The organism is Limnochorda pilosa (assembly GCF_001544015.1).
Classification (GTDB): domain Bacteria; phylum Bacillota; class Limnochordia; order Limnochordales; family Limnochordaceae; genus Limnochorda; species Limnochorda pilosa.
This window is the reverse complement of sequence record NZ_AP014924.1, coordinates 1,745,643-1,758,545: the sequence shown is the minus strand read 5'-3', so window position 1 is coordinate 1,758,545 and position 12,903 is coordinate 1,745,643. Positions and strand designations below refer to the sequence as shown.

General features: G+C 72.2%; 14 protein-coding genes and 1 riboswitch. All 14 genes read right to left on the bottom strand.

Annotated elements, in window-relative coordinates; genetic code table 11:
* Positions 1–77 precede the first annotated feature (77 nt).
* The 14 genes from LIP_RS07700 to hslU all read right to left on the bottom strand — a co-directional run bounded on the left by LIP_RS07700 (position 78) and on the right by hslU (position 12,892).
* Positions 78–1,301: a flagellar hook protein FlgE gene (locus LIP_RS07700; protein ID WP_068136457.1), complete on the bottom strand. Its 1,224-nt coding sequence runs from the start codon at positions 1,299–1,301 to the stop codon at positions 78–80.
* A gap of 115 nt (positions 1,302–1,416) precedes the next feature.
* A complete protein-coding gene (locus LIP_RS07695; protein ID WP_082726018.1) occupies positions 1,417–1,830 on the bottom strand; it encodes a TIGR02530 family flagellar biosynthesis protein in 414 nt (137 codons plus the stop codon).
* 4 nt (positions 1,831–1,834) lie between these two features.
* A complete protein-coding gene (locus tag LIP_RS07690) occupies positions 1,835–2,281 on the bottom strand; it encodes a flagellar hook capping FlgD N-terminal domain-containing protein (RefSeq protein WP_068136450.1) in 447 nt (148 codons plus the stop codon).
* A gap of 41 nt (positions 2,282–2,322) precedes the next feature.
* Positions 2,323–4,068 (bottom strand): flagellar hook-length control protein FliK, encoded by a 1,746-nt coding sequence (locus LIP_RS07685; RefSeq protein WP_068136447.1) that lies wholly within the window; start codon positions 4,066–4,068, stop codon positions 2,323–2,325.
* 99 nt (positions 4,069–4,167) lie between these two features.
* Complete coding sequence (locus tag LIP_RS07680) at positions 4,168–4,743, bottom strand: MotE family protein (RefSeq protein ID WP_068136445.1); 576 nt, start codon at positions 4,741–4,743, stop codon at positions 4,168–4,170.
* A gap of 12 nt (positions 4,744–4,755) precedes the next feature.
* Entirely contained in the window at positions 4,756–5,244 is a 489-nt protein-coding gene (gene fliJ, locus LIP_RS07675; protein WP_068136442.1) for a flagellar export protein FliJ, read from the bottom strand.
* Between the two features lie 16 nt (positions 5,245–5,260).
* Positions 5,261–6,571 (bottom strand): flagellar protein export ATPase FliI, encoded by a 1,311-nt coding sequence (fliI, locus tag LIP_RS07670; RefSeq protein ID WP_068141736.1) that lies wholly within the window; start codon positions 6,569–6,571, stop codon positions 5,261–5,263.
* 40 nt (positions 6,572–6,611) lie between these two features.
* Complete coding sequence (locus LIP_RS07665) at positions 6,612–7,349, bottom strand: FliH/SctL family protein (protein WP_068136439.1); 738 nt, start codon at positions 7,347–7,349, stop codon at positions 6,612–6,614.
* The gene (fliG, locus tag LIP_RS07660; RefSeq protein WP_231699355.1) at positions 7,342–8,370 is read right to left on the bottom strand and encodes a flagellar motor switch protein FliG; all 1,029 of its coding nucleotides are present in this window, start codon (positions 8,368–8,370) and stop codon (positions 7,342–7,344) included. The genes LIP_RS07665 and fliG overlap by 8 nt, the downstream gene beginning before the upstream one ends.
* A gap of 2 nt (positions 8,371–8,372) precedes the next feature.
* On the bottom strand, positions 8,373–9,887 hold the full coding sequence (gene fliF, locus LIP_RS07655; RefSeq protein ID WP_082726016.1) for a flagellar basal-body MS-ring/collar protein FliF: 1,515 nt from the start codon (positions 9,885–9,887) through the stop codon (positions 8,373–8,375).
* A 33-nt stretch (positions 9,888–9,920) separates the two neighbouring features.
* Positions 9,921–10,229 carry a flagellar hook-basal body complex protein FliE gene (gene fliE / locus LIP_RS07650; RefSeq protein WP_068136434.1) on the bottom strand — a complete coding sequence of 103 codons (309 nt, stop codon included), beginning with the start codon at positions 10,227–10,229 and terminating at the stop codon, positions 9,921–9,923.
* Positions 10,230–10,338: 109 nt separating this feature from the next.
* Complete coding sequence (gene flgC / locus LIP_RS07645; protein WP_068136430.1) at positions 10,339–10,764, bottom strand: flagellar basal body rod protein FlgC; 426 nt, start codon at positions 10,762–10,764, stop codon at positions 10,339–10,341.
* On the bottom strand, positions 10,761–11,153 hold the full coding sequence (gene flgB / locus LIP_RS07640; protein WP_068136427.1) for a flagellar basal body rod protein FlgB: 393 nt from the start codon (positions 11,151–11,153) through the stop codon (positions 10,761–10,763). Before flgB ends, flgC begins: the two co-directional genes overlap by 4 nt.
* Before the next feature lie 92 nt (positions 11,154–11,245).
* A riboswitch (cyclic di-GMP riboswitch) is annotated at positions 11,246–11,333 on the bottom strand.
* A gap of 161 nt (positions 11,334–11,494) precedes the next feature.
* Positions 11,495–12,892, bottom strand: coding sequence for an ATP-dependent protease ATPase subunit HslU (gene hslU, locus LIP_RS07635; RefSeq protein WP_068136424.1), 1,398 nt, complete (start codon positions 12,890–12,892; stop codon positions 11,495–11,497).
* Positions 12,893–12,903 lie beyond the last annotated feature (11 nt).

The following is a 12,903-nucleotide window of genomic DNA, read 5'->3' as shown; positions in this document are numbered from 1 at the left end:
CCGGCCGTGGCCGGCCGGACCGACGCTACCCTTCGCTCCGCGCCGGCGCCCATCCAGCGGGCGCCGGCGCCTCGCCCTTAGCGCTTCAGGTTGACGAGCTCCTGCAGCATCTCGTCCGACGTGGTGATCACCCGGGAGTTGGCCTGGTAGCCCCTCTGGGTGAGGATCATGTCGGTGAACTCCTGCGCCAGCTCGACGTTGGACATCTCCAGGGTGCTGGGCAGGATCGCTCCCCGCCCGCCGCTGTTGGCCGCACCGATGTCGGCGGTGCCCGAGTTGGGCGACTCGGCGAAGAGGCTCTCGCCCTGCCGCTCGAGGCCGCCCGGGTTGGTGAAGAGGGCCATGGCCACCTGCCCCAGCGACCGCCTGAGGCCGTTGGAGTAGTAGCCGGTGATGATCCCGTTGGAGTCGAAGGCGAACCGCTCCAGGGTCCCGCTGGGGAACCCGTCCTGGGAGGCGATCTTGGCGGTGGTTTCGTCGGCGAACTGGGTGAGGGCGCTGAGGTCGATGGTCAGGTTCAAGGGGTTCGCGCCGTTGACTGGATCGTAAGGGCCGGCAGTAAAGGTCGTTCCGGGTGTCAGGGTACCCGTTGCACTAAACGTGACGGCGGTGCTGGACACCGGGCTGACCTCACCCGGATCGTCGATGAAAACGTCGACTGTCCAATCGCCAGAAGCAGCCCCTGGAGTAAACCGCAGGTGGAAGTCGTGCTCGAACCCAAGCGAGTCGTAGATGATCTTGTCAGGTGTGCGCGTGGGTCCGCCACCAGCCTCGATGTTCCCTGTGATGACGGTGTTCGACGTCGCTGTCGCCTGGATCACCGACCCCTTCTCGATCTTCAGCGGGCCGATGGGCTGGAAGACGTCGATGTTCCCGAGCGCGTCCGCCCTCCACCCCAGCACCTTGTACCCGCCCGGGGTCACCAGCGTTCCGTCCGAGTCGGGGAAGAAGTTCCCCGCCCGGGTGTAGAAGGTCCTCTGGCCGTCGGAGACCACGAAGAGCCCGTCGCCCTGGATCATCAGGTCGGTGTCGACGCCGGTGGACTGGGGGTTGCCGGGCGTGAAGACGGTGTCGATGCTTGCCACCTGCACGCCCAGGCCCACCTGCATGGGGTTGGTGCCGCCCCGGTTGCTCTGGGGCGCGCCCGCCCCCCGGAGGGTGTTGTAGAGGACGTCCTGGAACGTGGTCCGCGCGGCCTTGAAGCCGATGGTGTTCACGTTGGCCACGTTGTTGCCGATGACGTCCATTCTTCGTTGATGGCTCCGCAGGCCCGAGACGCCTGCGAAGAGCGATTGCATCATGGCCAAGACCTCCCGTCTCAGCCGGTCGCAGGGCGGCGACCGTCGCCCGCCGCCAGGGCCCCCGCCTCCCTCCGGAGGTCGGTCCGGCCACTCGTGCGACCGTGTTTTTCGGTGATCAGGTGATCACCGCACTGTCGATGTTGGTGAAGACGTTCTCCCTCGCCTGCTTCCCGTCCAGCACCGTGATCACCGTCCGGTGGGCCACGCTCACCAGCAGGGCCAGGTCGTCCACCAGGATCAGGCTCTCGCGGGCGCCCTTCCGGGCCGCCCGGTCCACCGCCTGGCGGAGCCGCTCCAGCCGCTCGGGCGTCAGCTCCAGGTTCCGGCTCTGGATCCGGCTGCGGGCGTGGGCCGAGAACTTGAGGCCCCACCGCTGCTCGTCCAGCGCCTGGGTGAAGAGCTCCTGGAACCTGCCCGGGGCGGCTGCCCCCTGCCGGACCGGGGCCGTTCCCGGCCGGCTCACCGGTGGGGTGCCCTCCGGGCGCGGGCGCAACGGCTGCAACGGACGGTTCTGCACGCCGTCGGTCATGGCGTTACGCTCCTTCGCCCAGGTGTATCTCGGTCACGTTCAGCACCGGGTGCTCCTCCACCTCGCCGTTCACCAGGAGCCTCAGGTAGGGCACTCCGTCCTCGACGAAGACCTCCTGGACGGTGCCCACCACGTCTCCTCCCCGGTCGGGGTCGTAGACCGCCACCTCCCGCCCCAGCAGGCTGCTCGCCTGGGAGAGGAGCGCCGTCGATGCCTGGAGCGAGATGAGCATGCTCATGGCGTCGTTCAGGTTCTGCATCTGCTCCAGGCTGCTGAACTGGGCCAGCTGCGCGGCGAACTCCTCGTTCTTCACGGGGTTGATGGGGTCCTGATACTCGAGCTGGGTCATGAGCAGCCGCAGGAAGTCGTCCTTGCCCATCACCTCCTGGGCGGCCTGGGTGACCTCGCTGGAGCCTGTCTGGCCCCCCAACGTCGTGGCGCTGATCTGCACGGTTCTCACCTCCTTCCCGTCGCTTCTGCCCTGCAACCCGCTCAGGCCCGGATGTCGATCCGTCCTGCCCCGGCCCAGCGGGCCTGCCCTGCGGGCTCCGGTACCGGCGCCACCCCTTCGGTGCCCGTCACCCGGCGCCCGTGCCCACGGCCCGGGCGGCCGCCCTGCTCACCGCCCTGCCCGCGGGCCTGGCCGTCGCCCTGCAGCGCCACCTGCAGCTCGTCCACCCGGTAGCCCTGCTGGGCCAGGCTCTGGCGCAGCTCGGCCATGGCCCGCTCCAGCATCGCCTGCACCACGGGGCGGTCCACCACGAAGTGGGCCTTCACCCCGTCGCCCCGGAGCTCGAGGCGGATCTTGAGCGCCCCCAGCTCCTTGGGCTCCAGCTCCAGCCGCAGCTCGTCCGCGCCGGGGTTTCGCAGCTGCTGGAGCCGCTTCACCACCGTCTCGCCCACCTGCGCCATGGGCATGGAGGCGAGGGGCTCGCCCCCTCGGGCGGGGCTGCCTGCGTCGGCCTGGCTGGTGCCGGCGAGCGCGGCCGGCTGCGCCGGTGCGACCGATTCGGGTGCCGCGGTGCCGGACAGCACCGCACCCTGGAGCCTGGGCTCCGGGCCGGTGGACGCCTCGTTCGGTGCCTCGGCCGGAGCCACTGCGCCCCGGGCCGTGCCTTGGGTCGCGGCCTGGGGCCCCGCCGCATGGGGATCCGGGAGGTCCCTCCCCCCGTGGCCCAGTCCGGCCCCGACGGCGTCCTGCCGCGCGGCGCCCGCCTCGCTCAGGAGCGCTGCCAGCGGGACGCCGGCAGCGGGCGACTCTGCCGCAGCGGTGCCGCCGTGACCGGAGGCCGCCTGGGACGAGCCGCTGCCGGCCGCCGGCCCCTGGGATCGACCCTCAGCTGCGGTCGACCCGGCCGTCGCCGGAGCGTCTCCCCCGGACCGGGCCTCATGGGGCGCCCGTCCGGTCTCCTGGCCCTGCGTGCCGGCCAGAGCCTGGAGCAGGGCCTCCACCGTCTCCTTCCCGGATGGGGGCGGCCCCTCCACCGCGGCGCCGGCGCGAGGTCGGGCCGGCTCCGACGAAGGGACCTCAGGCCCCTGCCCTGCCGCCGGGTCGGCGCCCGCCTGCGCACCTTCCAGCGGCGCCGCAGGAGCGGTCACGGCCGCCGCTGCCGAGGCGATCGACCCGGCGAGCGCCCCTTCAGGCCGGGGCGCCCTCGGTGCGAGCTCCTCCTGCAGGCTCCCCTGAGGGGCGGATCCGGCCAGGGTGGCCGCCTGAAGCCACTCCCCTCCCGTCGGGGTCGAGGGTCCTTGCGGCCCGCGCCCGCCGGGTGGAGCTGGGGAAGGGACCATCCCCTGCACCGAGGCCAGTGCGGCCAGCAGCCCCTCAGGCCGAGCGGCCGCGGTAGCGGTGCCTGCTTCGCCAGCACCAGGGACAGCCTCCGTCTCCTCGGCCCCGGCTTCGCGGGCCGCGCCGTCGTCGCTCCCGGCCGTGTCCCGACCGGCCGCGGACGCCCGCGTGCCCGGAGCCTGCTGGGGCGCCGCGTCGCCCGCCGCCTGCTCCGTCCCGGCGGTCTCGGGCTCCCGGTCGTCCTTCCGGGCTCGCTCCTCGGTGGGCTGCACCCCCGTTCGGGTGCGCAGATCCCGCGACGCGCGACCGGTCCGGTCCAGCCCCCGCAGGACATCCTCGAAGCTCCGTGCGGGCGCCCCCTCGCGGGCGCGCGGCCCAGGCCGGCGGGCCCCCGCCTCCGCGGGAGCCGCGTTCCTGGGCACCAGCTCGAACACCATCTGGTTGGTCATCTCGTTCACCTCCTCCCTGTGTGCGGTTGCAGGGCCTGCCGGCACCCCCGGCTCCCCGGGGCGAAGGCCGGCGTCTTCCCGGGCCTCCCGGCCCGGGGGCTAGAGCCCCGCAAGCATCTGGCTGAGCTGGGCCGCCGCCTGGGGGTCCATCTCAGCAAGGATCGCCGCCGCATCCCGTTCGGGCAGCGTCAAGAGCATCCTCGCGGCCTCTTCGGGCGGCAGCTCGCCCGCCAGCCGGGCCGCGTCCTTCGGCCGCATCTCGCCGAAGATGGCGTAAAGCTTCGCCGCCCGGGTCGTCTGGGTGACCGCGGTCCCCACCTGGGCCGCCTGATCCTTCAGGGCCGCCTCCCGCCGGTCCAGGTCGTTCGCCCGGGCATCGAGCCGGGCCGCCTCGGCCTCCAGGCGGGCCCTCTCCGACTCGAGCTCGGCCTCGCGGCTCGCAAGCTCCGCCGCCCGCGCGGCCAGCTCCCCCTCCCGGGCGGCCAGCCGGGCGCTCCGCTCTTCCCCGAGCCGGTAGGTGGCCACCACGGTCTCGAGACCGGGCACCCGGGCCGCACCCCGCAGGAGGTACTCCCCCACGGGGAGCGCGTGGGTGCGCTGGAGCGCCACCCCGGCCACCACCAGCGCGAGGAGGACCAGCAGGACCACCCACGGCCATCGCAGGAGACGGGTCATCGCCATCGCCCCCTAGGCGGGCCCGGCTACGGCGTCGTCGCGCCGGGCCGGCCCCCTCCAGCGGCGCCCGGGCAGCGCACCCACCCGCACGCCGGCCATCTCGTCCTGCTCCCGCTGCTCCCGGTGCTCCTCGGCCCGCACGAAGCGAACCCGCTCCTTCTCCCGGAGCCGCTCGAAGAGGCGACGCTCTTGCGACGCCGCCACCAGCCCGCGGAAGGCGGCCCCCGCGTCGCCCTCCACCCGCACGACCTCCTCCTGCTGGCGGGCCGCCCGATCCCGGGTGTGAGAGGCGTAGACCGCCCACGCCTGGAGGTCGGCGCCGTCCATGGCGCCCGAGGGCAGGCCCTCGCCCAGCCGCCCCAGCTCCTCCTCCAGCAGCAGGAGCTCGGCCCGGGCCTGGTTCAGCCGCCGGTGGGCCTGCACCCACGCGTCCCGGGCTGCCTCCTCCTCCCGCTGCTTCCAGCGGTACACCCCGTCCAGCCGGAACTCGAACCGGGCCACCTTCGAGTCACCTCCCTCAGCCCGCCAGGGCCTCGAGCCCCCGCAGGGTCTCCTCCAAGTCGCTCCGCTCGTCCACGTCCTGGCGCAAGAAAGCCTCGATGGCCTCCATGCGGGCCATGGCCGTGTCCACCTCGGGGTTGCTCCCGTGGGCGTAGGCGCCCACCTGGATCAGGTCCTCCGCATCCCGGTAGGCGGCGAGGAGCGCCCGAACCCGGGCCGCCGCCCGCTGGTGGGCCGGGCCGGTCACATCGCGCATCACCCGGCTGACGCTCGCCAGCACGTCCACGGCCGGGTAGTGCTCCCGCTCGGCCAGCCGCCGGGAGAGCACCACGTGGCCGTCCAGGATGCTCCGCACCGAGTCGGCGATGGGGTCCGTCAGGTCGTCGCCGTCCACCAGCACCGTGTAGAGGCCGGTGATCGTCCCCCGCTCCGACGAACCGCTCCGCTCCAAGAGGCGCGGCAGCTCGGCGAAGACCGAGGGGGTGTACCCCTTGGTGGCCGGCGGCTCGCCCACCGCCAGCCCCACCTCCCGCTGGGCTGCGGCGAAGCGGGTGACCGAGTCCATCAAGAGGAGCACGTCCTTGCCCTGGTCCCGGAAGAACTCGGCGATGGCCGTGGCCAGGTACGCCCCCTTGGTGCGCACCAGCGCCGGCTGGTCCGAGGTGGCCACCACCACCACCGAGCGGGCCAGCCCTTCGGGCCCCAGGTCTTCCTCCAGGAAGTCCCGAACCTCGCGGCCGCGCTCGCCGATGAGGCCGATGACGTTCACGTCCGCTGCGGTGTTGCGGGCGATCATGCCCAGGAGCGTCGACTTCCCCACGCCCGAGCCCGAGAAGATGCCCAGGCGCTGGCCCCGGCCGCAGGTGACGAGGCCGTCGATGGCCCGCACCCCCAGCGGCAGCGGGGCCGTCACCCGCTGACGGGCGAGGGGGTCCGGCGGGGTGCGGTGCACCGGGTAGCGCCCCTCGACCTGCAGGGGGCCCCCGTCGTCCATGGGGCGGCCGAGGCCGTCCAGGACCCGGCCCAGGAGCTTCCAGCCCACCGGGGCGGTGAGCCCCCGGCGCTCGGCGACCACCGGGTTTCCCGGCCCGATGCCGTGCATCTCGCCCAGGGGCATGAGAAGCGTCTTCCTGTCCCGGAAGCCCACCACCTCGGCCAGGATCGGGCGGCGGGCGCCGGCCGGGTGGACGGTGCAGAGCTGGCCCAGGGTCGCGCGCGGCCCCGAGGACTCGATGGTGAGCCCGATCACCTGGCTCACCCAGCCCCGCTGGCGGAAGCCTTCCACCGCTTCCAGGCGCTCCAGGTAGCGGCCGAGATCCACCCGCACGGGGGGGAGCTCGGACCTGTCCGCCACCTGAGGCCCCGCCTCAGGCCTCACCCCGCAGCACCTCCATCAGCGTCTGGCTGACCTCTACGAACCGGCCCTCGATGCCGCCGTCGATGGCGCCGAACTCGGTCTCCACCAGCGCCCCGCCCGGTGCCACCCGGTCGTCGGGCAGGAGCGCCAGGCTCCGCGAGCCCTCGGCCAGGCGCTTCCACTCCTCCTCGTGGGCGCGCACCGCGGGCAGGTCGTCAGGGTGGATGCGGATCCGGATCTCCGTGGCGCCCGCCACCTGGTTGAGGAGCTGCCGCACGGTGCGGGCGGCCACCTCCCGGTCCTCCTCCACCACCCTCCCGATCACCTTTTCGGCCACGGCCAGAGAGAGCTTGACCACGTCCTCCTCGTGCCGGGCCAGGAGCTCCTCCCGCAGCCGCACCACCCGGTCCACCAAGCCTTCCAGCCGGTGCAGCACCTCGCGGGCTTCGTCCAGACCCTGGGCGCGGCCCTGTCGGACCCCTTCCTCGAAGCCGGACTCCTCCGCCTCCCGGCGGGCCCGGTCCACCCGCTCGGCGGTGCGGCGTTCCACCTCCTCCACCAGCTCCACCACCCGCTCGCGGGCCGAGCCCATCAGGCGGTCCGCCTGGGCCTGAGCCGCCTCCAGGACCCTGGCCGCGTCCACCAGGTAGTCGGAGGGCGTCTCGGCGGTGGCCAGGTCCCGGGCGCGGGGGGCCGGCTCCGGCTCCACCACGGCCGCGACCAGGGCCGCCTTGATGATCCTAGACAACGACCTGATCCTCCCCGCCCCGGGAGACCACGATCTCGCCGGCCTCCTCGAGCTGCCTCACCATGGCCACGATCCGCTGCTGGGCCTCCTCCACGTCCCGCAGCCGGACGGGCCCCAGGTACTCCATCTCCTCCCGCAGCATCTCGCCGGCCCGCTTGGACATGTTGCGGAAGACCCGCTGGGAGACCTCTTCGCTTGCCGTCTTGAGGGCCAGCGCCCAGTCGGACGACTGGACCTCCCGGATCACCCGCTGCATCGCCCGGTCGTCCAGCAGGAAGAGGTCCTCGAAGACGAACATCTTGCTCCGGATCTCCTCGGCCAGCTCGGGCTCGGTCTGCTCCAGGGTCTCGAGGATCCGCTTCTCCGTGGAGCGGTCCACCTTGGTGAGGACGGCCACGGCCGCGTCGATCCCGCCGGCGGCCAGGGACTCGTCGCCCACCAGCCCCGAGAGCCGCTCCTCCAGCGCGTGCTCGATCTCGTGGAGCACCTCGGGGCTGATGCGGTCCAGCGTGGCCAGGCGCTGGGCCACCTCCACCTGCCGCTCGGGCGGGAGCGCCGAGAGGATGGTGCCCGCCTGCTCGGGCGTCAGGTAGGCCATGATGACCGCAATGGTCTGGGGGTGTTCTTTCCTTATGAAGTCGAAGAGCTGCGACGGGTTGGCCCGCCGGGCGAAGTCGAAGGGACGCACCCTGAGCGAGGCCGTGAGCCGCTCGATGACGGTCCGGGCCCGTTCGGGGCCGAAGGCGTTCTCCAGGACCTGGCGGGCGTAGTCGATGCCGCCCCGGGAGATATACTCCTGGGCCAGGGCCAGCTCCGCGAACTCCTGGATGACCAGGTCGCGGGTCTCCGCGTCCACGTTGCGGGTGTTGGCGATCTCGTAGGTGAGCTGCTCCACCTCGTCCTCCTCCAGGTGCTGGAAGAGGCGGGAGGAGTGCTCCTGCCCCATCGCAATCAGGAGGACGGCCGCCTTCTGGCGCCCTGTCAGGTGCCGCGGGGAGGTGGCCTGCATCTGAACCGCCATGGTCATTCCTCCGCCAGCCAGGATCGCAAGAGCTCCACGAAGTTCTTGGGGTTGCGCAGCGCCAGGTCGCGGACCCGGCGCAGGTTCCGGTCCGCCTCCTCGGCCGGGAGGCCGGGCAGCTCCTCTTCACCTGGAGCGCCCTCCCCGGCCTCCTCGGGCTGGGCCGCCCGGCGGCGCAGGGCCCACCAGACGCCGGCGGCGGTCAGGACCGCCAGCAGCACGCCCAGGAGCACCAGGTAGGAGAGCGGCAGGGGAGCCGCCGCGGCGACGACCGGGGCCTCGGGACGGCTGAAGCGGATGGCCTGCACGCTCACCGCGTCGCCCCGGGCCGGGTCGGCCCCCACCGCGGAGGCCACCGCGGCCTCGATGCCGCCTTGCTCCGCGGGGGTGAGGGTCCCGTCCACCCAGACGGCCACCGAGATCCCCTGCACCCGCCCGGGCGGCACGGTGCGCTTCACCTGGCGCCGGCTCAGCTCGTAGTTGGTGACGGTGTCGATCTTTTCATAGCTGGAAGGCCCGGTGGCGACCCCCACGTAGCCCGGCACGTTGGACTCCACCCCGGCCGGGCCCCCGGGCGCCACGGTGCCCTCGCCCTCGAAGCGCTCCTCGGTCCGCTGCTCGCTGCGGATGCCGCCGCCCTGCACGGGCGCGAACTCCTCGTTCAGCTCGTCCGCCGAGGAGAAGTCCATCTGGGTCTTCACCCGCACCACGGCGTTGCCGTAGCCGTACACCTGCTCGAGCATGGTCTGGACGCTGGTCTGGAGCTCCTTCTCGTAGGCGCGCTGCAGCTCCAGGTGGTTCATGGCCAGCGCGTCCGAGGGGTTCTGCTGGAGCATGTCCGACAACGTGCGGCCCCGGGTGTCCACCACGGTCACGCTCGCCGGCGCCAGGCCCTCCACGCTGGAGGCGACCAGATTCACCACGCCCCGCACCTGGTCGCGGCTCAGGTCCTCGCCGGGGCGCAGGTCCAGCAGCACCGAGGCGGTGGCCGGCCGGCGCTCCTCCACGAAGACCGAAGGCTGAGGCTGCACGATGTGAACCCGGGCCTCCCGCACGGGCGAGAGCTCCTGGATGGTCCGGGCCAGCTCTCCCTGCAGGGCGAGCACATACCGGACCCGCCGCTCGTACTCGGTCATGCCCAGGCTGCTTTGGTTCAGGAGCTCGAAGCCCACGGTGCCGCCCGAGGGGATGCCCTGCGCGGCCAGCTCGATGCGGGTGCGGTAGACCAGGTCCCGGGGCACCAGGAGGGTGGACCCCGCGTCGCCCAGCTCGTAGGGGATGCCTTTCTCGGTCAGGACCTGCGCGATCTCCCCCGCCTCCCGGGGGCGCAGGTCGCTGAAGAGCGGGGCGTAGGGCGCCTTGCCCGGGGCGAAGGCCACGTAGAGAAGGAGGATGAAAAGGAGCGCACCCGCCGCGACCGCGGCCCACCGCCCCGTCCGGCCCAGCTGCTGCCACACGTGGGAGACCCGCTCCCGCACGTTCTGCCAAGGTTGCTGCACCGAGACCGCCCTAGCCATCCTGGCCGCTCACCCTCCTCTTTCTGCGGGTGATCATAGCTGCATCCGGGAGATCTCCTGGTACGCCTCCAGCACCTTGTTCCGGATGGCCACGGTCAGTTCCAGGGCGAGCTGGGCCTTCTCCGCGGTGATCATCACCTGGTGGAGGTTCTCCACCTCGCCGCGGGCCAGGCTCTGGGCCTCCTCTTCGGCGCGGGCCTGGAGCCGGTTCACCGCCTCGAGCTGGCTTTCCAGCATCTCCGCGAAGCCTCCCCGCCCCTCTGGGGCGCTGGCCCGTTCTGAGGCGGGGCCGCGGGGCGCCAGCACCTCGGGCGCCACGGGACGTGCCACACGTTCGATCATCTCCGGTCCCCCTCATCGGTCCCCAACCCGACAGATCCCATCAGAAGCCGACGCTTGCCGACACTTGCCCAGCGGCGTCCGCGCCTGCCGGGCTCGCTCCCCAGCGGCCTTAGAGCCGGCCGATCTCCAGCGCCTTGAGGGCCATCCCCTTCGCGGCGTTGAAGGCCGCCACGTTGGCCTCGTAGGCGCGGGTCGCAGTGATCAGGTCCACCATCTCGGTGACGGGGTTGACGTTGGGATACGCCACGTACCCTTCGGCGTCGGCGTCCGGATGGTCCGGCTGGTAGACGAGGCGCGGCGGGTTCGGATCCCGCACGACCGCCTGCACTCGCACGCCGCCGCCCTTGCGGCTTTGGGGCTCCCGGCCGGTCTGGGTCGGCTCGGGCACCAGGATGGCCATGAGCCGGCGGTAGGGGCCGCCTTCGGGCGTGCGCGTCGTCTCCGCGTTGGCCAGGTTCGAGGCGATCAGGTCCATCCTAAGCCGCTCGGCAGTGAGGCCGGAGGCGCTGACGTCCATGGAACCGAACACGCTCACGCCCTCCCTTCGCGAACGGCGAGGCTGATCCGCTTGTAGCCCCGGTTCAGCTGCTCCACCAGGGCGTTGTAGAGGATCTGGGCCTGGGCCAGACTTGCCGTCTCTTTCTCCACGTCCACGTTGTTGATGTCGTTGCGCATGACGGTGGTCGAGTCGACCACCACCCGGGGGCCGCCCTCGGGGGCCGAGACGGGCAAGTGCTCGGGGTGCGTGCGCCACACCGGCAGGCGCGCCCCCGCCCGCTCCAGCTCCGCCGGGAAGGTGACGTCCTTCCGCTTGTAGCCGGGGGTGTTCGCGTTGGCGATGTTCTCCGCCACCACCCGCTGCTTGAGCAGGAGCTGGTCCAGACGCGCCCCAAGGAAGCGCTCGGTGACAGGCCAGCCTTCCATGGTTCCGTCCCTCCCTGCGCCCCACCCCGACCCCTGCCAAACGACGAAGCCCAAGCCAGGGGCTTGGGCACGAAGGCAACCTCGCGCCTGCGAATGGCGACCCGGCGACCGTAGACCCGAAGGTCCCTTAGGCCCGTGGTTTTGCGTCGCTGCCTTTCGGCAGCTTTGCCCCTGCACTCGCGGACGACCTATGGAGTTCGTCGTTCCTCAGTCGATGTTCGATGGTTTCCGGGGATTTCCTCCTTGGTTCCCTGGAACCAGAACAAATTCGTCCCCCGGATGAACCCGATCGGCACCGAAGGGCTCCCGAGGGCCTCGCGGCAGGCGCGGGCGCGATCCTCCTAGAGGATGTATCGGCTCAGGTCCTGGTCGGCTACAATGGAGGCCAGCCGCCGGTGCACGTACGCGGCGTTGATGGTCACCCGCTGGCCGGCCACCTCGGGCGCCTCGAAGGAAAGCTCCTCCACGACCCGCTCCAGGATGGTATGGAGCCTGCGGGCGCCGATGTCCTCGGTGGCCAGGTTCACCTGCCGGGCGGCCGCCGCGATGGCCTCGATGGCGTCCTGGGTGAACGCGAGCTCCACCCCTTCGGTCGCCAGGAGCTGGGTGTACTGGGTGATCAGCGCGTTCTCGGGCTCGGTGAGGATGCGGCGGAAGTCCTCCTCGGTAAGGGAGGCCAGCTCCACCCGCAGCGGGAAGCGCCCCTGGAGCTCGGGGATGAGGTCCGACGGCTTCGACACGTGGAAGGCGCCCGCCGCGATGAAGAGGACGTGGTCCGTGCGCACGGGGCCGTACTTGGTCATCACCGTGGAGCCTTCCACGATGGGCAGGATGTCCCGCTGAACCCCCTCGCGGGAGACGTCGGGCCCGGCGCCGCCCTGGTTTCCGGCGATCTTGTCGATCTCGTCGAGGAAGACGATGCCGCTCTCCTCGGCGCGCCGCACGGCTTCGGCCTGCACCTCGTCCATGTCGATGAGCTTCTGGGCCTCTTCCTGCGCCAAGACCTTGCGGGCCTCGCGGATGGGCAGCTTGCGCCGCCGGGTCCGGCGGGGGAGGAAGGGTCCGAGCATGTCCTGCAGGTTGACGCCCATCTCCTCCACGCCCGACCCGCTGAAGATCTCCAGGGTGCGGGGCGCGGTGTCTTCCACCTCGATCTCCACGATGCGGTCCTCCAGCTCGCCCAGGCGGAGCTGGCGGCGCAGGTTCTCCCGATCGGCCCGGACGGTGGCCTCGTCCTCGCCGTCGGGGGGCGCGGGCTCGCCGCCCCCCATGCCCAGCAGCGCCTGGAGCGGATGGGCCGGCCGGCCCCTGCGGGGGCCGGGCCGGAGGATCTCGAGCAGCCGCTCCTCGGCCAGCTGGTCGGCCCGGTCGCGCACCGCCTCGATCCGCTCGTTCTTCACCATGCGGATCGCGGTCTCCACCAGGTCTCGCACCATGGCGTCCACGTCGCGCCCCACGTAGCCGACCTCGGTGAACTTGGTGGCCTCCACCTTGACGAAGGGGGCCGCCGCCAGCCGGGCCAGGCGGCGTGCGATCTCGGTCTTGCCCACGCCCGTGGGCCCCATCATGAGGATGTTCTTGGGGCTCACCTCGTCCCGCAGGTGCTCGGGCAGCAGCCGGCGGCGGTAGCGGTTCCGCAGGGCGATGGCCACCGCACGCTTCGCCTCTGCCTGGCCGATGATGTACTTGTCGAGCTCCGCCACCACCTGGCGGGGCGTCAGACCCTCGACCACGGCCATCCCTCCCTTGG